The following is a 23037-nucleotide window of genomic DNA, read 5'->3' as shown; positions in this document are numbered from 1 at the left end:
CAGCAATGCGCCCGCGCGGCATTCTGGCTGAATACCGAAGGGCTTCCGCCGCCTCCTATTCAGTGGCCGAGGTGTTTGCGCAGCCGGCGCTGGAGGTCCGCGACGAACTTGCCGCGCTTCGGCCGCGCCTCGACGGTCCCGAACACGGAATAGCCGTTCACCACGACAACCGGCGCCTCCGGGTCCACCGATTCGAGCGTCCGTACGTCGAACGTGCCGAAAACCCCGGTGCCGTTGCCGCGCAGGGAAATGTTCTCCGGCACCCGCACATCGACGCTGCCGAAGATGGACGTCGCGTTGATGACGGTCAGTCGTTGGCCGAAAAGCGCTTCGGTCAGATCGATCTCCACGCTGCCGAACAGCGCGAAGGCGTTCGTCCGGCCGCCGACCCGCCAACGGCCCTTGCGGGAGGCGCCGCTGAAGACCGCGACCAAGTTCTCTGCGGGCCCGTCGGGGCCCTCGGGGCCGTAGGCGTACGGCTGCTGGGCGCTCGTCCGGGCGGTGGAACCGTGCGAGGCGGGCAGATCCCTGACCAGCGGCTGGAGTTCGCCGACGGTCTTGGCCCGGTAGACCAGGTCGACCCGCTCGGCGTGCTCGTCGGCCGTCAGACGACCCTCGGCCATCGCCTCGCGCAGGATGTCCGCGATCCGGTCGCGGTCGGCGTCGGAGGCGCGGAGGTCGTCGGCCGCCAGGGGTTCGGCGTGCGGCGGGGCGGCCGGGGCGAGCGGCTGCTGGGGCTGCTTCTCTAGGTCCACCGGCCCAGGGTACCCAAACGCGATAGATCGCGACTACCCCTCGACCGGCGCGCCCGGCGGCCGGCGGCGGGCCGTGCGGCGCCCCCGGACACCGGCCCGCGGCCCGGAAGCCCCGGGCCCCGGTCCAGGTGAGCCTTACCTCACAGGATGTTCCCGTAGGCGGCGTTCTACCCTGGTTGACGCGCTGCCCGAGGGAGGTCAGCCGCTGTCGCCGAGTGAGGAATGGCCGTCATGGCAGAGTTTGCGTACTCCGATCTGCTCCCCCTGGGAGAGGACACCACGCCGTACCGTCTGGTGACCGCCGAGGGCGTCTCCACCTTCGAGGCCGACGGCCGGACGTTCCTCAAGGTCGAGCCGGAGGCCCTGCGCACGCTCGCCGCCGAGGCGATGCACGACATCTCGCACTACCTGCGCCCGGCCCACCTGGCGCAGCTGCGGCGGATCGTCGACGACCCGGAGGCGTCCTCCAACGACAAGTTCGTGGCGCTGGACCTTCTGAAGAACGCCAACATCGCCGCCGCGGGCGTGCTCCCGATGTGCCAGGACACCGGCACGGCGATCGTCATGGGCAAGCGCGGGCAGAACGTGCTGACCGAGGGCGGTGACGAGGAGGCCCTGTCGCACGGGATCTACGACGCGTACACCAAGCTCAACCTGCGCTACTCGCAGATGGCCCCGCTGACCATGTGGGACGAGAAGAACACCGGCTCCAACCTCCCGGCCCAGATCGAGCTGTACGCCACCGACGGCGGCGCGTACAAGTTCCTCTTCATGGCGAAGGGCGGCGGCTCGGCCAACAAGTCGTTCCTCTACCAGGAGACGAAGGCCGTTCTGAACGAGACCTCCATGATGAAGTTCCTGGAGGAGAAGATCCGTTCGCTGGGCACCGCGGCCTGCCCGCCGTACCACCTGGCGATCGTGGTCGGCGGCACCTCGGCGGAGTTCGCGCTGAAGACCGCCAAGTACGCCTCCGCGCACTACCTGGACGAGCTGCCCGCCGAGGGCTCCCCCACCGGGCACGGCTTCCGGGACAAGGAGCTGGAGGAGAAGGTCTTCGAGCTGACGCAGAGGATCGGGATCGGGGCGCAGTTCGGCGGCAAGTACTTCTGCCACGACGTGCGCGTGGTGCGCCTGCCCCGGCACGGCGCCTCGCTGCCCGTCGCCATCGCCGTGTCCTGCTCGGCGGACCGCCAGGCCACCGCGAAGATCACCGCCGAGGGCGTCTTCCTGGAGCAGCTGGAGAAGGACCCGGCCCGCTTCCTCCCGGACACCACCGACGAGCACCTGGACGAGTCCGGGGACGTCGTGAAGATCGACCTCAACCGGCCGATGGACGAGGTGCTGGCCGAACTGACCAAGTACCCGGTCAAGACGCGCCTCTCGCTGACCGGCCCGCTGGTCGTGGCCCGCGACATCGCCCACGCCAAGATCAAGGAGCGGCTGGACGCGGGCGAGGAGATGCCGCAGTACCTCAAGGACCACCCGGTGTACTACGCGGGCCCGGCGAAGACGCCCGAGGGGTACGCCTCCGGCTCGTTCGGCCCGACGACGGCCGGCCGCATGGACAGTTACGTGGAGCAGTTCCAGGCGGCGGGCGGCTCGAAGGTGATGCTCGCGAAGGGCAACCGCAGCAAACAGGTCACCGACGCCTGCGACGCGCACGGCGGCTTCTACCTCGGTTCGATCGGCGGCCCGGCGGCCCGGCTCGCCCAGGACTGCATCAAGAAGGTCGAGGTCGTCGAGTACGAGGAGCTCGGCATGGAAGCGGTCTGGAAGATCGAGGTCGAGGACTTCCCCGCGTTCATCGTCGTCGACGACAAGGGCAACGACTTCTTCACCGAGCCCGCCCCGGCGCCGACCTTCACCAGCATTCCGGTGCGGGGGCCGGGTCTGGCCTGACCCGTCGTCCCGTAACCCGTCGTCCCGTACGCGTACGCAGGGGCCCGCCCGTCCGGGTGGGCCCCTGCGGCGTGCGGTGCGCCTGGGGCGGTCGGGCCCTGGGGCGTGCGGCGCCTCGGGCGTGCGGCGCCTCTCGGGCCCTCGGGGGTCCGGTGCCTCTCGGGCCCTCGGGGGTCCGGTCGGCCGGTCCCGGCCGGTCGGCCCGGTCCTGGTCGGCCGGTCCCGGCCGGTCGCCCCGGATACCCGCTCCTCGGCCTCCGGTCGGCCGTTCCTCAGTCGTCCAGCAGGCCCGATGTCGCGACCAGGTAGCCGAGTTGGGCCCGGCTGTTGCTGCCCAGCTGCTCGGACACCTTGCGCACGTGCTCGGCCACGCTGCGGCGGCTCATGCCGATGCGGCGGGCGATGGCGGCGTCGGTCTCGCCGTTCACCACCGCCTGGAGGATGGCCCGTTGGAGGTCGGAGGTGACCAAGGGCGTGCGCAGCGGCGCGCGTTCGGGGCGTACGGGGGCCGCGCGCGACCACGCCTCGTCGAAGTGGCGGACCAGGAACCGCACCAGGGACGGGTGGCGGACGCGCAGCGCCGTGTGCGGATCGTCGGAGAACGGGATGAAGGCGAGGTCCCGGTCGAAGACGATGAACCGGTCGATGACCTCCGGGAGCGTCCGGATCTCGGCCCCCTCGGCGGTCACCTGCTCGATGTAGGCGAGCGTGGTGCGGTCGGAGCGGACGGCGTGCTGGTAGAGCGTGCGCTGGCGGATGCCGCGCCGCAGGTTGCCGAGGTCGCGCGGGAGGGACTGCTCCAGGATGTGGGCGGGGCGTCCGCCGCCGGGGTGGGCGGTCCGGACCTCGGCGCGGCAGCCGCTCACCCCGGCCTCCAGCGCCTTGCTGATGACGGCGGCCCCGGCGAGCCGGGTGAGGGCGGGGCGTTCGGGCGGGTACGTCTCGGCGTAGAGGCCCTCGAAGGCGGCGAGGGTGGCGCGGGCGGAGCGCAGGGTGCGGCGCTGCTCGGCGATGGCCTCCTCGATCGGGGCGAGGGCGGCGAACGACGCGGTCTCCGGCGGTACGGGGACGAGGCGCCCCGGTACCTCCTGGTCGGCCACCATCAGGTGCAGGGAGCGCAGGCAGGGCGGGGCGGCCTCCGCCGGAAGCCCGCCCTCCGTCAGCGCGCGGCGATAGGCCGCGAGCGCCGCCTCGCAGGGTTGTTCCGGAATCGACCGGTCCATGCGTGATTCACGGCAATCACATACCGGTGAGGGGGAATGATCGGCCTTCACAAGGGTGCAGATTACCTTTGTGCAATCGGCGGACGTCTTCTCGGCGGCGTCGTGCGACGAGTATGTCCGGGTGACATCTGGAATGGACGGTACGGACAGGCCGACGGCGAACGACCCGGACGGCGACGCCGGGAAGGACCGGGACACCGCGGTCTCCGAGCGCCGTTTCCGATTCCTCGTCGGCGGATACGCGGTGTCCTCCTACGGCACATTCCTGAATATGGTGGCGCTCAATCTCTTCGTCTACGAGACGACGGGGCGGGCGCTGGCCATGGGGTTGTTCATGGCGGTGCGGCTGGCCTCCGGATTCGTCGCCGGACTGGTCGTGGGCAATCTCCTCGCCCGATTCAGCGCGAAAAGCGTGATGCTGTGGGCAAATATCGGGCAGGGCGCCGTGATGCTCCTGCTCATCCTGGCGCCGGACGGTCTGCTGACCGGCGCGCTGATGGCCGTCTCGGTGGTGATCGGGGCGTGCGGGACGCTCTTCATGGTGGCGTTGCGCAGCTCGATCCCGGAGATGGTCGGCGAGGACCGCCGGGCCTGGGCGAACTCGCTTTCGATCACCGGGCGTTCGCTGGCCATGGTGGCGGGGTTCGCCTCGGCGGGCGTCGTGGTCTCCCTCGTCGGGTACACGGCCGCCTTCCTCGTCGACATGGCGACCTTCGTGGTCTGCGCGGTGACGGTGGCGCTGCTGCCGATCGCGGGCGGGAAGGGAGCCGGCGGCACCGCGGCCGGGGAGAAGGAGGACGAGGGCAAGTCCGAGGCGGAGGCGTCCTCGAAGGGGTCCGGGAGCCGGTGGCGCCCGACGGCCTTCCTGGCGCTCGCCGCCGCGCCCGGCCTCGGGCTGATGGTGGCGCTGCGCGGGGTCGACGCGTTCGGCTCCTCGTCCCACAACGCGGCCCTGCCGATCTACTCGGCCTCGCTGGACGACGCGAACCCGGCCGTGTTCGTGAGCGCGTTCTGGTGCGTCTGGGCGCTCGGCAACATCGGGGCCCAGCAGGTGATCCAGCGGTACGCACAGCGCACCGGGCACACGGTGGGAGCGCTCGGTTTCGGCTACGGCACGGTGGTGATGTCGGCCGCCTTCATCGCGGCGTTCGCCGGGTTCCCGCTGGCGGTGACAGCGGTGATCGCGCTGGTCGCGGGCGCTGCGGACGGCCTCACGGAGGTCTCGTACACCTCGCACCTGCAGACACTTCCGGCCACCTTGCGCGGCCACGCCTTCGGTCTGTCGGCCACATTTGAGAATCTCGGTTTCGGCGTCGGCATGATCCTCGTGGCGGCGGCCCTGGACCGGTTCACCCCGCTGGCCGTGGTGGGCTGGTCCCACGGGGCCGCCATCGTCGTGGCCGTCGTGTTCCTGCTGCGGGTGGCGGGGCTGCGGCGGGCGGAGGAGCGTACGGGGCGGGGAGAGCGCGCCGGGCGTTCGGCGCGCGCGGGGCGTGCGGGGCTGCGAAAGGAACAGGCCGTTGAGGGACGACCGGATCGCGGTGATCGGGACGGCGCTGAGGTTTCCGGGGGCTGACACCCCCGAGGCGTACTGGCGCGACATCCGGGCGGGGGCCGGCCACGTACGCCGCTTCACCCGGGCCGAGTTCGCGGCGGCGGGGATACCGGCGGAGCGGTACCGGCAGCCGGGGTTCGCCGGGGCGAGCGCGCCGCTGGCGGGGGTGGACGGCTTCGACGCCGGCTTCTTCGGGATGAGCGGGCGCGAGGCCGAACTCACCGATCCGCAGCAGCGGTTGTTCCTGGAATGCTGCTTCCACGCGCTGGAGGACGGCGGATACGCGGGGGACGGCAGCGGCCACGCCGGGGACGGGGACGGCCTCGCGGAGGGGGGCGGCGGCTCCGTACGGCAGGGGCGCGCGGGCGGCGGTGCGCACGATTCCGTGCGGATCGGGGTGTACGGCAGCGTGGGCTACCGCCTGTACTCGCTGCACAGCTATCTCGCCGAGAACCTGGCTGCGGAGGCCGGGTCGGGCGACTGGATGACCGCCAAGCAGGTCCAGGTCGGCACCTACCCCGACTTCGTGGCCGCTCGGGCCGCCTTCCGGCTCGGTCTGACCGGCCCCGCGCTCACCGTGTCGACGGCCTGCTCCAGCTCTCTGGTGGCGGTGCACCTGGCCTGCCAGGCGCTGCGCGCCGGGGACGCGGACCTGATGCTGGTGGGCTCGGCGGCGCTGCATCTGCCGCAGGTCAGCGGACACGTGCCGGTGAAGGGCTCCACCCTCTCCCCCACCGGTGCCGTCCGGGCCTTCGACGCGGCGGCGGACGGCACGGTGGGCGGCAACGGGGCCGCCGCCGTCCTCCTCAAGCCGCTGGCACGGGCGCTGGCCGACGGCGACACCGTGCACGCGGTGATCCTGGGCTCGGCGGTCACCAACGACGGCGCGGACAAACGGGGGTTCGCGGCCCCCGGGGCAGCCGGGCAGCGGGACGCGGTGCTCGGGGCGTTGCGGGCGGCGGGCGTGGACGCGGCGTCCATCGGCTATGTGGAGGCGCACGGCACGGGCACGCTGAAGGGTGACCCGATCGAGTTCGCCGCCCTGACGGAGGCGTTCCGCGCGCACACCGACCGGACCGGGTTCTGCGCGCTCGGCTCGACGAAACCGGCCATCGGCCATCTGGACAGCGCGGCCGGGCTCGCCGGACTGATCAAGGCCGTGGAGGTGCTGCGCCACGGGGTGGTCCCGCCGCTGGTGAACTTCGCCCGCCCCAACCCGGCGCTGGCGGTGGAGAGCAGTCCGTTCCTGCTGCCGGTACGGGAGCGGAGCTGGCCGCTGCCGGGGGTGCGGCGAGCCGGTGTGCACGCGATCGGCATGGGCGGTACGAACGCTCACGTGATCCTGGAACAGGCGCCGGAGGCCGCGCCCGTCGCAGCCGCCGCAGCCGCAGCCGCTCCATCGACGCCCTCGATGTCGGCTCCCGCGCTGTTGTCGCCTTCGGCCCGCGCGCCCGCGCTGTCGTCGCCGTCGGCCCGCGTGCCCGCCCTGCTGCCGGTCTCGGCCGCTGACGGGGAGGCGCTGCGGGCGTACGCCGGCGCGCTGCGGGACCGGCTGGCGGACGAGGCGCCCCCGGCCCCCGCCGATCTGCTGACCACCATGGCGCTCGGCCGGCGGCTGCTGCCGCACCGGCTGGTGGTGACGGCGGCGGACCCGGTCGCCGGGCTGGACGCGTTCCTGTCCGGGGCCCCGGCGGGCGAGGCGTACGCGACGGGGGTCGCGGACGGCGTACGGCAGCCGGTGTTCCTGTTCAGCGGGCAGGGCGGCGGGCACCCGGGCATGGGCGCCGAACTCGCCGCGCGCTTCCCCGTGGTGGCCCGGACGCTGGCGGAGTGCGCCCGGGTGTACGCCGAGGAGACCGGCCGGCACGACTTCCTCGACCGGATCGTCGGCGGGCGGGGCCCCGCGCGCTGGGACACCGCCTTCGCCCAGCCCGCCCTGTTCGCCCTCCAGCTCGCCCAGGCCCGCCTGTGGGAGCGGCTCGGGATCGTCCCGGCGCGGGTCGCCGGGCACAGTGTCGGGGCGTACGCGGCGCTCTGCGTGGCCGGGGCGCTGGACGCCGAGGACGCGATGCGGCTGGTCTGCGGGCGCGGACGGCTGATGGAGGAACGTTCCGCCCCGGGCGCGATGGCCTCCGCGTTCGTCCCCCGGGACCGGGTACGGGAGCTGCTGGCCGCCGTGCCGGGGCTGGAGCTCGCCGTGGTGAACGGGGCGGCGCACCATGTGCTGGGCGGGGCCCCGGAAGCCGTGGAGGCGGTGCGGGCGCTGCTGGCGGCGCGGGGCGAGGCGTACGAGGTGCTGGCCGTGGACCGGGCGTTCCACACCGCGCTGCTGGACGGGGCGCTGGAGGAGTTCCGGGTGCTGGCCGACAAGACCGAACTGCGCCCGCTGCACACGGAGTTCGTCGACGGCATCGACGGCACCGTACGCCCGGCGGGGTGGCGGGCCGACGCCGCGTACCTGGTCGCGCAGGCCCGCCGTACGGCCGACTTCGCCGCCGTGCTGGACCGGCTGGGCGGGGGTGCGGGGGCCGGGGGGCCGCTGCCGGGTCCCGGTGCTCCGCTGCTGGTGGAGCTGGGGCCGTCCGCCGTGCTGACGCGCATGGTCCGCCGGACGTTGCCGGACGCGCTCTGCGTACCGACGCGGGACGCGGAGCGGGCGGTGGCCGCGCTGCACTGCGCCGGGGCCCCGGTGGACTGGGCGGCGCTGCTCGACGGCTGCGGGGGCCGGCGTATCCGGCTGCCCACGTACCCCTTCCAGCGCCGGTCGTACTGGAGGGGGCCGGGCCCGTACACGCCCCCGCCGCCCCCTCCGCGCACGCCGCGCCCGGCTTCCGACACACCCCCGGCACCGCCCGCTCCGGCCCGCCCGGCCGGCTGCGATGCCGCTCGCCCATCGCCACGCTCCCCGGAGGACCGCATGACCGAACAGGCCGTACTGGACAGGGTGCTGGAGCTGACCGCGCGCCACCTCGGGCACCGCCCCGACGAGGTCGCGGCGGACCGCACGTTCGTCGGGCTCGGTGCGGACTCGCTCCAGCTCATCGGGATGGTGCGGCAGTTGGAGGCGGAGTTCGGCACGGAGATCAGCATGCGGGAGGTCCTGGAGGAGGCGGGCACCCCGCGTCTGACGGCCGCGCTGATAGCGGGGCGGGCGGCCCCCGCGACGACGAACGCCGGCGCTCTGGCGGCTCCGGCGGTCGGCCTCGGGGGCATGAGTGCTGTGGCGCCGACTCCTGAAGTCCCTTCGGCCGCTGGGCCGATGGGCACCGGGCCCGTCGCAGGGAGCGCCACCGGCGCGGACTCGCCCGCCGCCGACGCGTCCGCGTACGCCACCCGGGCCGAGGTCGCCGCGCTGTCCGAGCAGATACGCCAACTGGCGGAGATCCAGGCCGCGATGATCACCCAGCTCTCCGAGGCCGTCGCGCTGCTGACCGCCCGCGCCGGGACGGAGACCCGATGAGCACGGAGGTTCCCGCGTCCGCCGCCGGTTCCGCCGCCGACGCCGTGGCGCGGGCCGCCGCGTTGTCGCGCGCGCTCACCGACCGGCTCGCGGCGGCGCGCGAGGCGGCGGGCCGCGCGTCGTCTGTGGGGGCGGCGGCCCGCACGACGGAACCGGCCGCCCCCGCTGCCGAGGCGAGCGCCCACGGCCCACGCCTCGTCGTGGACGCGGCGGGCGGGATGGCCGGGGCGGGGGCCGACGCCACGCAGCGGGCCCACACCGCCTCGCTCGTCCGGCGGTTCACCGAGCGCACCCGCACCTCCAAGGAGCTGGCCCAGCACCACCGTTCGGCGCTCGCCGACAGCCGGGCCGTCGTGGGGTTCCGGGACGCGACGAAGGAGATGCTCTACCCGATCGCCGCCCGTTCGGCGCACGGATCCCGCCTGACCGACGTGGACGGCAACGACTACACCGACATCACCATGGGCTTCGGTGCGCTGCTCCTCGGCCACGAGGCGGCGCCGGTCACCGAGGCGGTGCGCCGCCACCTCGCCGACGGGCTGCGCTTCGGCCCCCGCTCCCCCGACACCGGGGAGGCCGCCGCCCTGCTCGCCTCGCTGACCGGTACGGAGCGGGTCGCCTTCGCCTCGTCTGGTACGGAGGCGAACTCGGCGGCGATCCGGCTGGCCCGGGCCGCGACCGGGCGCGACAAGGTCGTCATGTTCCGGGGCTCGTACCACGGCCACATCGACTCCGTCCTCGGCCGCCCCGGCGGCCCGGGGCAGCACGCCGTGCCCGTCTCGCGGGGCATCCCGGCCAGTGCGGTGGCGGAGCTGATCGTGCTGGAGTACGGGGCGCCGGAGGCCCTGGAGACGATCGAGGCCCTCGGCGACACGATCGCGGCCGTGCTCGTCGAGCCGGTGCAGTGCCGCAACCCGGGCCTGCGGCCGGTGGAGTTCGTGCGGTCGCTGCGCGAACTCACCGCGCGGCGCGGCATCGTGCTGCTCTTCGACGAGATGCTGACCGGGCTGCGGCCCCACCCGCGCGGCGCACAGGACCACTTCGGCGTGGTGCCGGATCTCGCCACGTACGGGAAGGCGCTCGGGGCGGGGCTCCCGATCGGCGCGGTGGCGGGCCGGGCGGACCTGCTCGACGGGGTGGACGGCGGGTTCTGGCGGTACGGGGAGCCGGGCGGGCCCTCGCGCGAGACCACGTTCATCGGCGGGACGTACATGCAGCACCCGCTGTCGATGGCGGCGGCCCGCGCGGTCCTCACCCATCTCACCGAGCGGGGGCCGGGGCTCCAGAGCGGTCTCAACGCCCGCACGCAGGCGCTCGCGGACCGGCTCAACGCCTTCTTCCACGACGAGGAATTCCCGCTGGAACTCGTCCACTTCGGGTCGATGTTTCGCTTCAAGCACCGCGCCGACCTGGAGTTGCTGTACCACCACCTCCAACTGCGCGGCGTGTACGTCTGGGAGTGGCGGAGCTTCTACCTCTCCACCGCGCACACGGAGGAGGACGTGATCCGGGTCGCCGAGGCGGTCGAGGGGTCGCTGCGCGAGCTGCGCGACGGCGGGTTCTTCCCCCGGCCGCCGCGACCGTCCCCCGTCGTCCGCGAGCCCGAAACGCGGCGTCCCGCACCGGACTTCGGCGTCTACTTCTTCGGCGACTACCCGCAGAGCGAGGAGGCCGGGGCCGGAACGGACGGCGGCCGGGAGGACGGCGGGACGGTCCGGGCGTACGAGACCGTCTGCGCGACCGCGCGCTTCGCGGACGAGCACGGTTTCTCCTCCGTCTGGCTGCCCGAGCGGCATTTCGACTCCTTCGGCGGGCTCTTCCCGAACCCCTCGGTGCTCGCCGCCGCCGTGGCGAGGGAGACCGGCCGCATCCGGATCAACGCGGGCTCGGTCGTCCTGCCGCTGCACGATCCGCTGCGGATCGCGGAGGAGTGGTCGGTGGTCGACAACCTCTCCGGCGGGCGGGTCGGCATCGGCTGCGCCACCGGCTGGCACGCCCGCGACTTCGCCCTGCACCCGGACCGGTTCGCGGACCGGCGTTGCATCGCCTTCGACCATCTCGACGAGGTGCGGCGGCTGTGGCGGGGCGAGGGGGTACGCCGGCGCACGGGCGAGGGCGCGGAGGCGGAGATCCGCGTCCGGCCGCGCCCGGTGCAGGCGGAGCCGCCGTTCTTCCTGGCCACTTCCGGGCAGCGGGGCTCGTACGAGGAGGCGGCCCGGCGCGGGCTCGGCGTCGTCACCAACCTGATGGGCCAGAGCGTGGACGAACTCGCCGCGAACATCGCGCACTACCGGCGTACGCGGGCCCGGTGCGGGCTCGACCCGGCGGCCGGGCGGGTGACGGTGCTGGTGCACACCTACCTCGCCGACGACCACGCCACCGCGCGGGCGGAGGCGCTGGAGCCGATGGTGCGGTATCTGCGGTCCTCGCTGCTGATGCGGGCGGCGGCGACGGCGGCCGGGCAGCGGCGCGAGGACGTCGCGGCGGCAAGCGGGGAGGACCTGGACTACCTGTTCCGTCGGGCGTACGACCGGTACTGCGACCGGCGCGCCCTGATCGGGACGCCCGCGACCGTCGCCCCGTTCGTCGACGCGCTGCACGGAGCCGGGGTGGACGAGATCGCCGCGCTGGTCGACTTCGGGATGGACGAGCAGCGGCTGCGGTCCGGGCTGACGCACCTGGACGCCCTGCGCCGCGGGACCCGGGAGCGGCACGCGCGGGCGGGGGCCGAGGAACGGTCCGGGGCTGTCCGGGAGCGGGTGCGGACCGACCCGCCGCGAAGCACCGACCCGACGCGGCCGTCCGTCGCGTCGCCCCGGGAGGCGGTTGCCCCTACCCGGGAGGCTGACGTACAGCCCCGGGAAGCGTGTGCCCCGACCCGGGAGGCCGACGTACAGCCCCGGGAGGCGTACGCACCGACCCGGGAGGCGGACGCACCGCCCCGGGAGGCGGTGGCGCCCGCGACCGCCGCCCAGCGCCGGCTCTGGCTGGCGGCGCAGGTGCTGGAGAACCCGGGGGCGTACAACGAGACGCAGGCGGTACGGCTGCGCGGACCGCTGGACGTGGAAGCGCTGCGGACGGCGGTGGAGGGGCTGGTCGAGCGCCACGCGGGGCTCCGGACCGTGTTCCGGGGCGACGGGCGGGCCGGTGTCGTCCAGGTCGTCCGGGAGGGGCCGCGCAGCGCGCTCGCGGTGTCCGACGCCCGGGGGCAGGACGCGGACGGGGCGATCGCCGCGCTGCTCGCCGAGGAGAGCCACCGGGCCTACGACCTGGCGGAGGGGCCGCTGTTCACGCCCCGGCTGCTGCGGCTGGCCGACGACGACCACGTCCTGGTCCTCGGCCTGCACCACATCATCACGGACGCGCACTCGGCCGCGCTGCTCGCCGGCGACCTCCAGGAGCTGTACGCGGCGGCCCGCGCCGGGCGCCCGCCGTACTTCGCGCGTCCCGCCGGGACGACCTTCGGCGCCCCCGAGCCCTCCCCCGACCCGGCCGACCTGGCCTGGTGGCGGGAGCTGCTGGGCGAGAAGCCGCCGGTGCTGGTCCTGCACACGGACCGGCCGCGCGGCCGTCGGGTGGCGGGGCGCGGCGGGGCGGTGGCCCGGACCGTGGGCCGGACGGAGACGGACCGGCTGCGGGAGTGGAGCGGGCTCCACGGGGTGACCCTGTTCGCCACGCTGTGCACGGCCTGGCAGTGGGTGCTGCGGCGGCGGTCGGGGCAGGACGCGTTCCTGCTCGGCACGACGTTCGGGCGGCGGCGGCCGGAGACGGCGGACGCGGTGGGCTTCCACGTGGCGCTGCTGCCGCTGTCGCTGTCCGCCACCGATGCCACGCCCCTGCCGGACGCCGTACGGGCGACGGGCCGGGCGCTGTTCGCGGCGGACGAGCACAGCGGGGTGGACCTGGACGCGCTGCTGGCCTCCGTCCACCCGGATCCGGGGAATCCGCGCCCGCTGATGACCGTTTCGGTCGATCTGGACCACACGGCGCTGGCCGGAATCGAACTGCCGGGGCTGCGTGCCGAGGCGGTTTGGGCGGGGACGGCGTCGGCTCCCCTGGAGCTGGCGCTGATGGCCACCCAGGCGCCGGACGGCAGCCTGCGGCTGCGGCTGCGCTACGACGCGGACCTGTTCGACCAGGGGACGGCGGACGGCTACCTCGCCGATCTGGCACGGCAGTTGGACACGATGACCGATCCACCGGAGGAGACGACCGCACCGGAGGAGACGACCGCGCCGACGAGGACGACCTCCCCGGCGGGAACGGCTTCCCCGACGGGAACGGCTTCACCGGCGGAAGCGGAGACGAAGACTCATGCGGAGGCAGAGGCGGCGTCCGCGACCGGCGAGGACACCGCCGCCCTGCTCCGCGAGGTCTGGGAGTCCGTCCTCGATCTGCGGGGCCTCCCCGACGACGCCGACTTCTTCGATCTGGGCGGCAATTCGATCGCCGCGATCCGCCTGGTGAACCGGGTGCGCGACACGCTCGGCGTCGCGTATCCGATGAGGGACCTCTTCGCCGAGCCGACCCTCCGGGCGATGACCGCGCGGCTCGCGGGCGACGCGGCGTCCGCGACGGATGCGGTGGCGACGGCGGTGAGTTTGGAGTCGGCGGTGGGTTCGGAGTCGGCGGTGGATTCCGGGGCGGCGGCGGGCCTTGAACCGCTGCCGGGCTCCGACCCGCCGGCGGAGCCCGACCGGCCGACGGACCCCGACCCGCTGGTCGTCGTCGACCGCGCCCCGGTCAGCGACCAGCAGGCCCGGATGATCGCCGGGCACCACGCCATGCCGGACCCGGCCGTGTGGAACGTACCGACGCGGATCACGTTCACCGGCCCGCTGGACCCGGCCGCGTTGCGGTCCGCCGTCTCCGAGGTGATCGCCCGCCACGACGCGCTGCGCACCCGGTACGTCCAGGGAACCCCGGACAGGCCGGGCGCGGCGAACGGTCAGGACGCAGCGGAGGGGCCGGGCGGTCAGGGTCTCAAGGACGGTCAGAGCGCTCAGGGCGCGCCGACCGGTTCCGGCGCCCCGGAGGCACCCTGGTGGCAGGAGGTGGTGGCGGCCGGACCGGTGGCGCTGCCGGTGGAGGACCTGACCGGGCTGCCGGCCGCCGAGCGCCGCCCCCGGGCGGACGCCCTGTGCCGGGCGGACGCGGCAGCCCCCTTCGCACTGGGCCGGCCCCTGCTGCCCCGCCTGCGGCTGCTGCGGGTCGAGGAGGACCGCTGGGAGCTGATGTTCGTCCTGCACCACGTGTGCGCGGACGGCTGGTCGCTGTCGCTGCTGCTCGCGGAGATCGCGGCGCTGTACACGGCCGCCGCCGCGGGCGTGCCGCACGGGCTGCCCGCTCCGGCGATGCAGGCCCCCGGGTACGCGCGGTGGCAGCGCGAGCACGACGACCCGGACACCGAGGCGGAGCGGGCCGCGTTCTGCGCGCGCTACCTGGACGGGGTGCCGTCCGCCGTCCCCGTACCCACCGACCGGCCGCGCCCGCCGAAGCTGAGCGGGCGCGGGGACACCGTGCGCGGGGTCGCGCCGGGTGCGCTGCGGGCGGCGGTGGAGGAGTTGGCGGCGGCCCGGGGCACCACGCCGTTCGCCGTCGCGGCGGCGGCTCTCGGGGTCTTCCTCACCCGGCTCTCGGGGGAACCGGACACCTTGCTGAGCGTGCCGTACGCCAACCGCGAGGGCACCGCGACCGAGTCGCTCGTGGCGATGACGTCCACCGCGGTGATGGTCCGCGTACGACTGGATTCAGCCAATCTTGAGGAGAGCTGCGCGGAGCTCGCGGCCCGAACGGGCGTGGGTGCGCTCGGCGCCATGGCCCATGTGCTGCCCACCGCGCGCATCATGCGGGCGATGCGGGAGGCGGGCGCTGTCAGCGTCCCCGACCGGGTGCCGCACGTCCTGGCCTTCCAGAACTCCGTCGACACGGACATCGAGATCCCCGGCCTCCGGGTCGAGGTGGCGGATCTGGCACCGCCGCTTTCCCGCAGCGAGCTGTGCTTCGGGCTTGCGCCGCGCCGGGACCCGGCGAAGGGTTATCGAACGTTCCTGGAATTCTCCACCGACCTGTGGGACCACGCGACCGCCCACACCCTGCTCGCCTCGTACACCGAACTGCTCGCGGAGTTCTGCGCCCGGCCCGACCGGCCGGTGCGGGAACTCCTCGGGGAACACCCCTCGGCGGGGTCCTCGGCCCCCGGCGCCGAGGACGTCCCGGGCGACGCCGGGACCGGCAGTCCCGGCCGTCCCGGCACACCGCTGCTCCCGGCCTCCCCCACGAGGCCACTGCCGGACATCCCCACCCGGCCCCTGCCGGACCCACCCTCCCAGCCACAGCCGAACACCGGAAAGGCGGATGCCGTATGACTCCGGCCCCCCACCGCAGCCACACCGACGACCTGCTCGCCTTCATCGCCGCCAGCCCGTCCCCGTACCACGTGGTGGCGAGCGCGGCCCAGCGCCTGGAGAAGGCCGGGTTCCGCGAACTGCGCGGCACGGACGACTGGACGGGGGCGACGGGCGGCTGCTTCGTCGCCCGCGCCGGGGCGCTGATCGCCTGGTACGTCCCCGAGGACGCGCCCGCCCACACCCCGTTCCGGATCGTCGGCACCCACACCGACTCGCCGAACCTCCGGGTCAAACCCGCGCCGGACACCGGGACCGCGGGCTGGCGGCAGATCGGCGTGGAGATCTACGGCGGGGTCCCGCTGAACACCTGGCTCGACCGGGACCTCGGCATCTCCGGCCGGCTCGCCCTGCGCGGCCCGGACGGCGTCCCGCGCAACCGGCTGGTCCAGATCGACGAACCCCTGCTGCGCGTACCCCAGTTGGCCATCCACCTGGACCGCACGGTGAACGAGGGCGTGGCCCTGGACCGGCAGCGGCACATCGCGCCGATCTGGGCGCTGGGCGAGCCGCGCGAGGGCGAACTGCTGCGCCGGGTCGCGTCGGCCGCCGGGGAGGACCCGTCGGACGTGCTGGCCTGGGACCTGATGCTGCACGACGTGCAGCCGCCCGGATACCTGGGCGTGGACCGGGAGTTCGTGGTGGCGTCCCGGCTGGACAACCAGGTCTCCGTGCACGCCGGGGTGACGGCGCTGGTGGACGCGGCGACGGGGCAGACGCGGCCCTCCTACGTACCGGTGCTGGCGGCCTTCGACCACGAGGAGGTCGGGAGCGGTTCCGAGACGGGCGCCCAGAGCCCGTTGCTGGAGCGCGTGCTGTCGCGGTCCCTGGCGGCGCGCGGCGGCAGCGAGGAGGACTGGTCGCGGGCGCTGGCGGGCGCGTTCTGCGTCTCCGCCGACATGGCGCACGCGGTGCACCCCAACTACGCCGAGCGGCACGACCCCGACCACCGTCCGCTCCCCAACGGCGGGCCGACCGTCAAGGTGAACGTCAACCAGCGGTACGCCACCGACTCCACCGGCATCGCGGTGCTGACGGCGGCGGCCGAGCGGGCCGGGGCCCCCTGGCAGCCGTTCGTCTCCAACAACGCGATGCCGTGCGGCACGTCGATCGGCCCGCTGACCGCGGCCCGGCTCGGCGTGACGACGGTGGACGTCGGGGTGCCGGGGCTGTCGATGCACTCGGCGCGCGAGATGTGCGGGGTGCGCGACCCGGGCCATCTCGCCGCGATCCTCACCACGATCATGGTCGGGGAGTGATCCCGGGCCGGGTCGGACCCGGCCCGGCCCCGTCGGCGACGTAGGAGGAGAAGCGCCCGCGGACGCGGTTCGGGGGCGGGGGCGGCCGGGGACGCGGTGCGGAGGCACCCGCGGACGCGGTGCGGGGGCGGCCGCGCGTCGCGACCGCCCCCGCGCCCCTCCCGGTTACGCGAAGCGCTGCTTCGCGGTGCCGTCGCACGTCTGGAGCCTGAGCGGGTCCTTGGCCCCCGCCAGTGTCAGGCACAGGCCCGTCGCGGCGGCCGGGCGGATCGTGCCCGCCTGCCGGACGAACTTCTGGTTGGCCGCGCCCGAGCAGTCCCACACGACGAGCGTGGCGCCGGCGGTGTACTTCGCGCCGGGCACGTCGAGGCAGCGGTCATGGCTGAGGGCGGTGCGGGCGGTCTGCGTACCGCTGTCGTACCACCAGTTCTGGTTGCGGCCGCCGTGGCAGTCCCAGCCGCCGATGGCCGTGCCGTTGCGGGTGACCGAGCCGGGCACGTCCACGCAGGTGCCGGTCGCCTCGTTCTTCAGCGGGACGAACACGTCGTCCCAGGCCACCCGGGTCAGGACCGGGGTCCCCGTGCTCGCCGGGTCGGCGCAGCTCGCCTCGCGCAGCCCGGAGGCGTACAGCTGCGTCAGGCAGGAGGCGAAGGCCCGGTGGCCGGCCGCGTTGGGGTGGAAGGACTGCCGGACCGAGTTCTCGTCGGGCAGTCCTGGCTTGCTCAGGTCGATGTAGAGGCCGCGCGCCCACGGGCTCTCGCTGCACACCTCGTGGCCGTGGAAGAGCCGCGAGTTGTCGAGGTAGGTGGCCCCGGTGCTGGCGGCGGCCTTGCGCATGCCGACCTGGAAGGCGGGTACGGCGGTGTTGCGGCCCCAGACGGTGTCGGAGTCGTAGCCGAGTCCGCCGCAGATCAGCTTGCCGGGGAAGTCGGGGTTGTCGCGGAAGTCCGGGCCGATGGGGCTGGGGTAGCCCATCAGGACGAGCTTGTAGTCGTTGTTCGCGTACCCGGCGTCCGTCATGACGGTGCGCAGGTCGCGGACGGTCTGCTCGACCTTGGGGACGAGCGCGTCCACGCGGGCCTGCCAGCCGCCCGCATACTTGGGCTCGCACGGGCCCTGGAGGCTGATGTAGCGCACCACGCAGTCGGTCATGACGGGGCCGAACTGGAGGTCGTCGTTGGCCCCGGCGACCAGGACGATCATCTTGATCCGGGTGTTGCGGGCCTTGATGGCGAGGCTGTCGCTCTGCACCAGCTCGTCGGCGTACTGCTTGTTTCCGCCGATTTTGATGTTCCCGGTATAGGCGCCGGAGCAGGAGACGTTGTACGTGACGTCCGCCGCGATGCCCGTGCGGTGGACGGCGGCCTCCGGTGAGCGGTGGCACCAGTTGTCCGGCCCGTTGGTGCCGGGGTCGTAGGTGCCGACGCCCTCGCCGGAGATCTCGCTGTCGCCGAGCGAGATCAGCCCGGTCTTGCGGTCGCCGAGCGGCCGCTCGGCGGGGCTCCCGTACAGCTGGGTGGCCTCGGCCGCCCGGACGGCTTCCAGTGCGGGCGGGAGAGGGGTGGATGCGATAGAGCTGGTACCCGACTCCGTCGCGCCCGCGGATCCGGCGGCGGCCATACCGCCGACGGCGGCCGCGAGTGCGACGGCGGCGGCGATCGTACAGCGGAGCCGTCGCAGGCTTCGCTTCCCTCGAACTCTGGTGCTGGTGCGCCTCATTGCGCCTCCCGGTGAGTGGTTACCCCCGGTATTTACTGGGCGGTAGGCCGCTTGGGAATACATAGAACAAGACACGTGCTCATCTTTTTCAGGAGGTTTGAACACCATGGTCGACAGGTCGGTCCCCACTTCAACCGATATGCCGGGTACCGCGTCCGAGGGCGACGGATTCCGGATCGAGCACGATTCGATGGGTGAGGTGCGGGTCCCCGCGCACGCCAAGTGGCGGGCGCAGACGCAGCGGGCCGTGGAGAACTTCCCGGTCTCCGGACAGCGCCTGGAACGCGCGCACATCGAGGCGCTGGCCCGGATCAAGGGCGCGGCGGCCCGGGTGAACGCCGAGCTGAAGGTGCTGGATCCGGACATCGCGACCGCGATCCAGGAGGCGGCGGAGGAGGTCGCGGCGGGCCGCTGGGACGACCACTTCCCGGTGGACGTGTTCCAGACCGGCTCGGGCACCTCCTCGAACATGAACGCCAACGAGGTGATCGCCACCCTCGCCACCGAACGCCTGGGGCGCCCGGTCCATCCCAACGACCACGTGAACGCCTCCCAGTCGTCCAACGACGTCTTCCCGTCCTCCATCCACATCGCGGCCACCGCCGCCGTCACCGCCGACCTGATCCCGGCGCTCGATCATCTGGCCGATTCCCTGGGGCGGAAATCGGCCGAATTCGCGGAGGTCGTGAAGTCCGGCCGTACGCACCTGATGGACGCCACCCCGGTCACCCTCGGCCAGGAGTTCGGCGGGTACGCGGCGCAGGTCGCGTACGGGGTGGAGCGGCTGCGCGCCTCCCTGCCCCGGCTGGCCGAACTGCCGCTGGGCGGGACGGCGGTGGGCACCGGCATCAACACCCCGCCCGGCTTCTCCGCCGCCGTGATCGCACGGGTCGCGGAGGTCACCGGGCTGCCGCTCACCGAGGCCCGCGACCACTTCGAGGCGCAGGGCGCGCGGGACGGGCTGGTGGAGACGTCCGGCCAGCTCAGGGCCATCGCCGTCTCGCTGACGAAGATCTGCAACGACCTGCGGTGGATGGCCTCGGGGCCGCGCACGGGCCTCGCGGAGATCGCGCTGCCCGACCTCCAGCCCGGTTCGTCGATCATGCCGGGCAAGGTCAACCCGGTGATCCCCGAAGCGGTCCTGATGGTCGCGGCCCAGGTCACCGGCAACGACGCGACGGTGGCCGCGGCGGGCGCGGCGGGGAACTTCGAGCTGAACGTGATGCTCCCGGTCATGGCGAAGAACCTGCTGGAGTCCGTACGGCTGCTCGCCAACGCCTCCCGCCTGCTGGCGGACCGTACGGTCGACGGCATCACGGCCGACGCGGAACGGGCCCGCGCCTACGCCGAGTCCTCGCCGTCCGTGGTGACCCCGCTCAACAAGTACATCGGCTACGAGGAGGCGGCGAAGGTCGCCAAGACGTCACTGAAGGACGGGACGACGATCCGCGAGACGGTCCTGGCCATGGGTTACGTGGAGCGCGGCGACCTGACGACGGAGCAGCTCGACGAGGCGCTGGACGTGTTGCGGATGACGCGGCCGTGACCCCCGCCCCGGCCGGACCGGGCCCCGCACGCCCCGCCCCGGCCGGCCGGGGCGCAGGCGGGGGCCCGGGTGCCCACGGCCGGGGCGCGCGGCGGGGCCCGGGTGCGCTCCGCCGCGCGCCGGAGCGGCCGGACGGTGCCCCCGGGTGACCTGAGTCGCAGCGGGACGGCGGGAGCGCTCCGTAAGATCTCTTTATGACAGGTACGGGAGAGCACCCACGCTGGGCGCCGGGGGACCAGATCCTCTGGCGCTACCGCGACAACGGCCGGGCCGAGGGGGCGGCCGGGGGCCGGCCCGTGCACATCTGCCGTCCCGTGACCGTCGTCCAGGACACCGACGACCTGCTCGCCGTCTGGATGGCGCCCGGCACCGAGTGCGTACGGCCGGTGCTGGCGGACGGCACCCAGGTGCACGCCGAGCCGCTGGCCACCCGCTACACCGCGCCGCGCACGACGGCCCGTTCGACCTGGTTCGGCTCCGGGGTGCTGAAGCTGGCCCGGCCCGGTGAGCCGTGGTCGGTGTGGCTGTTCTGGGACCGCGGCTGGCTGTTCCGCAACTGGTACGTGAACCTGGAGGAGCCCCGCAGCCGGTGGTCCGGAGGGGTGGATTCCGAGGATCACTTTCTCGACATCTCCGTGAACCCCGACCGGAGCTGGAGATGGCTGGACGAGGACGAGTTCGCCCAGGCGCAGCGGGTCGGCCTGATGGACCGCCGCACCGCCCGGCGGGTACGGCAGGCCGGCCTGGCGGCGGTCGAGGTCATCACCGGCTGGGGGTCGCCGTTCCGGGACGGCTGGGAGCACTGGCGGCCGGACCCGGAGTGGCGGGTGCCGCCGTTGCCGGATGACTGGGACCGGACCCCTGCCCGCATGCCGTCGTGAGACCCTGGAGGAACCCTTCGGGCGGTCCGGTCGGCAGGCCCGGACGCACGGAGGGCCGACAGTCGCAACCAGCGGCCGCCACACCGGAACTGACCACACGTCACCATGCCGGTCGCACGGAGCCACGGGCCACGGCCCGGGCGCTCCGCGCGGACGCGGGACCACCACGAGGGGGTGGAGACATGCACGCTGTCCGCTGCCCGCTCACCGCGCCCTCCGCCGGAGGGGCTGCGTCTCGGCCATCTCCGCACCGTTCGGTTTCGGCCCCTTCCGCCGGGGCATCCGGTGACAGCCGTTGTTCTTCCCGCGCTTGCCGGGGCACAGTAGCGCCCCACGAGGTGACTGCCTCATACAACCGGCCCGGACGGACGGAATCCCACGCGTGACGGAGCACCCCACCTCCCACGAAGGCCGGCAGCCGCTCGCTGCCCGGCCGCAGGAGCGCACCCGGCCCCGGCAGCAGGACGCCGCGGCCGCCGCCTCGGCCGCCGCGGTGCCCGCTCCGGCCCCCGCGCCGGGCCCGGCCCCCGCGACGGCCGCCGTCAACGACGCGCAGGCGGCCACCCGCCGCGAGGGCGACCGGCTGCGCTTCGTCGGCGCGGCGACCAGACGGATCGCCCGGGGCATCGATCTCGACGAGATCGTCCTCGGGCTGTGCCGGGCCAGCGTGCCGACGTTCTCGGACGCGATCCTCGTCTACCTGCGCGATCCGCTCCCGGTGGGCGACGAGCGCCCGGTGAGCCCGTTCGTGCTGCGGCTGCGCCGCAGCGACCGGCTGCGCGTCAGCGACGAGGAGGGCGCGGAGGCGGTCGGCTCCGAGACGGAGCGGCTGCGTCCGCTGATCCTCGACCCGCAGGCCGATCTGATGCCTGCCGCCGAGCTGTGCGAGGTGCGGCCGGACGGGGCGCTGGCCGAGGTGCTGCGCGGCGTGCGGCCGGTCTTCGGCGACTCGGCGGCCGCGCGGGCCGCCCTGCCCGAGCTGCTGGGCCCCGGCCGGTCCGTCCCCACCGGGCACCGGGCGATCCTCGCCCCGCTGCGCGGCCGGCGCCGGGTCATCGGGGCGGCGGTCTTCGTACGCGGCATCGAGCGGACCGCGTTCGAGGCCAGTGATCTGCTGGTCGCCGCCCAGTTGGCGACGCACACCGCGCTCGGCATCGACAAGGCCGTGCTGTACGGGCGCGAGGCGTACATCGCCGACGAGCTGCAGCGCACGATGCTGCCCGACTCCCTCCCCCAGCCCACCGGCGTCCGGCTCGCCTCGCGCTACCTCCCGGCGGCCGAGACGGCCCGGGTCGGCGGCGACTGGTACGACGCGATCCCGCTGCCCGGCAGCCGGGTCGCGCTGGTCGTCGGCGACGTGATGGGCCATTCGATGACCTCGGCGGCGATCATGGGCCAGCTGCGGACGACGGCGCAGACGCTGGCGCAGCTCGACCTGCCGCCGCAGGAGGTGCTGCACCACCTGGACGAGCAGGCGCAGCGGCTCGGCAGCGACCGCATGGCGACCTGCCTGTACGCGGTGTACGACCCGGTCGCGCACCGGATCACCGTCGCCAACGCCGGGCATCCGCCGCCCGTGCTGCTGCACCTGGGCGGGCGGGCCGAGGTGCTGCGGGTGCCGGCGGGCGCCCCGATCGGGGTGGGCGGCGTCGACTTCGAGGCGGTCGAGCTGGACGCGCCCGCCGGGGCGACGCTGCTGCTCTACACGGACGGGCTGGTGGAGTCGCGGCTGCGGGACGTGTGGACGGGCATCGAGCAGTTGCGGGAGCGCCTCGCGGCGACCGCGCAGCTCACCGGGCCGGACCACTCGCCGCCGCTGGAAGCGCTCTGCGACGACGTGCTGGACATGCTCGGGCCCGGCGACCGGGACGACGACATCGCGCTGCTCGCCGCCCGCTTCGACGGGATCGCGCCGAGCGATGTGGCGTACTGGTACTTGGAGCCCGAGGACGCCGCCCCGGGCCGGGCCCGCAGACTGGCCCGCCGGGCGCTGAGCCGGTGGGGCCTGGACGATCTGGCCGACGAGGTGGAGCTGCTGGTCAGCGAGGTGGTCACCAACGCCGTGCGGTACGCGGAGCGGCCGGTGACGCTGCGGCTGCTGCGGACGGACGTGCTGCGCTGCGAGGTCGGCGACGACTCCCCGCAGCTGCCGCGCCAGCGCAAGGCCCGGGAGACGGACGAGGGCGGACGCGGCCTGTTCCTGGTCAACCGGCTGGCCCGGCGGTGGGGTGCGACCCGGCTGTCGACGGGCAAGGTCGTCTGGTTCGAGATGGGAGCGCGCCCAACGGCCGCGCTGTAGAGGCGTCGGTACGGCAGGAGGGGCGGACCCGGTC

Annotated in this window: 11 protein-coding genes; 8 read left to right on the top strand and 3 right to left on the bottom strand. The window is 74.1% G+C overall.

Annotated features, from left to right (window positions below; all coding sequences use genetic code 11):
• Positions 1-59: 59 nt before the first annotated feature.
• Complete coding sequence (locus IF19_RS0130405; RefSeq protein WP_030115324.1) at positions 60-755, bottom strand: DUF1707 SHOCT-like domain-containing protein; 696 nt, start codon at positions 753-755, stop codon at positions 60-62.
• Between the two features lie 231 nt (positions 756-986).
• On the opposite strand from IF19_RS0130405, the gene IF19_RS0130400 reads away from it, so the two are divergent.
• Entirely contained in the window at positions 987-2654 is a 1668-nt protein-coding gene (locus IF19_RS0130400) for a fumarate hydratase (RefSeq protein WP_030115323.1), read from the top strand.
• Between the two features lie 272 nt (positions 2655-2926).
• Here IF19_RS0130400 and IF19_RS1000000138750 read toward each other — a convergent pair whose 3' ends face one another.
• Positions 2927-3928, bottom strand: a complete 1002-nt coding sequence (locus IF19_RS1000000138750) for a LuxR C-terminal-related transcriptional regulator (RefSeq protein WP_030195246.1) — start codon at positions 3926-3928, stop codon at positions 2927-2929.
• An 82-nt stretch (positions 3929-4010) separates the two neighbouring features.
• Between IF19_RS1000000138750 and IF19_RS0130390 the strand changes: the two genes are divergently transcribed.
• From IF19_RS0130390 to IF19_RS0130375, 4 genes are read left to right on the top strand one after another with little or no spacing between them, the layout of a single operon-like run.
• The gene (locus IF19_RS0130390) at positions 4011-5453 is read left to right on the top strand and encodes an MFS transporter (protein ID WP_030115320.1); all 1443 of its coding nucleotides are present in this window, start codon (positions 4011-4013) and stop codon (positions 5451-5453) included.
• Positions 5398-8892, top strand: a complete 3495-nt coding sequence (locus IF19_RS0130385; RefSeq protein ID WP_030277628.1) for a type I polyketide synthase — start codon at positions 5398-5400, stop codon at positions 8890-8892. The genes IF19_RS0130390 and IF19_RS0130385 overlap by 56 nt, the downstream gene beginning before the upstream one ends.
• Positions 8889-15260, top strand: a complete 6372-nt coding sequence (locus IF19_RS1000000138505) for a MupA/Atu3671 family FMN-dependent luciferase-like monooxygenase (RefSeq protein ID WP_234313258.1) — start codon at positions 8889-8891, stop codon at positions 15258-15260. The genes IF19_RS0130385 and IF19_RS1000000138505 overlap by 4 nt, the downstream gene beginning before the upstream one ends.
• On the top strand, positions 15257-16558 hold the full coding sequence (locus IF19_RS0130375; protein WP_030115314.1) for a M18 family aminopeptidase: 1302 nt from the start codon (positions 15257-15259) through the stop codon (positions 16556-16558). Before IF19_RS1000000138505 ends, IF19_RS0130375 begins: the two co-directional genes overlap by 4 nt.
• A gap of 165 nt (positions 16559-16723) precedes the next feature.
• On the opposite strand, the gene IF19_RS0130370 is transcribed toward IF19_RS0130375, so the two are convergent.
• On the bottom strand, positions 16724-18277 hold the full coding sequence (locus IF19_RS0130370) for a ricin-type beta-trefoil lectin domain protein (protein ID WP_030277625.1): 1554 nt from the start codon (positions 18275-18277) through the stop codon (positions 16724-16726).
• A 139-nt stretch (positions 18278-18416) separates the two neighbouring features.
• On the opposite strand from IF19_RS0130370, the gene IF19_RS0130365 reads away from it, so the two are divergent.
• The 3 genes from IF19_RS0130365 (at position 18417) to IF19_RS0130355 (ending at position 23003) form a co-directional block, all read left to right on the top strand.
• Entirely contained in the window at positions 18417-19823 is a 1407-nt protein-coding gene (locus IF19_RS0130365; protein ID WP_030115312.1) for a class II fumarate hydratase, read from the top strand.
• 194 nt (positions 19824-20017) lie between these two features.
• Positions 20018-20704: a cytidylyl-2-hydroxypropylphosphonate hydrolase gene (gene fomD / locus IF19_RS0130360; RefSeq protein ID WP_030115311.1), complete on the top strand. Its 687-nt coding sequence runs from the start codon at positions 20018-20020 to the stop codon at positions 20702-20704.
• Between the two features lie 382 nt (positions 20705-21086).
• A complete protein-coding gene (locus IF19_RS0130355; protein ID WP_030195231.1) occupies positions 21087-23003 on the top strand; it encodes an ATP-binding SpoIIE family protein phosphatase in 1917 nt (638 codons plus the stop codon).
• The last annotated feature ends 34 nt before the right edge of the window (positions 23004-23037 follow it).

Source organism: Streptomyces californicus (genome assembly GCF_000717645.1).
Classification (GTDB): domain Bacteria; phylum Actinomycetota; class Actinomycetes; order Streptomycetales; family Streptomycetaceae; genus Streptomyces; species Streptomyces californicus.
Note: the sequence above shows the minus strand (reverse complement) of the source record. Positions and strands in the feature narration are given on the sequence as shown.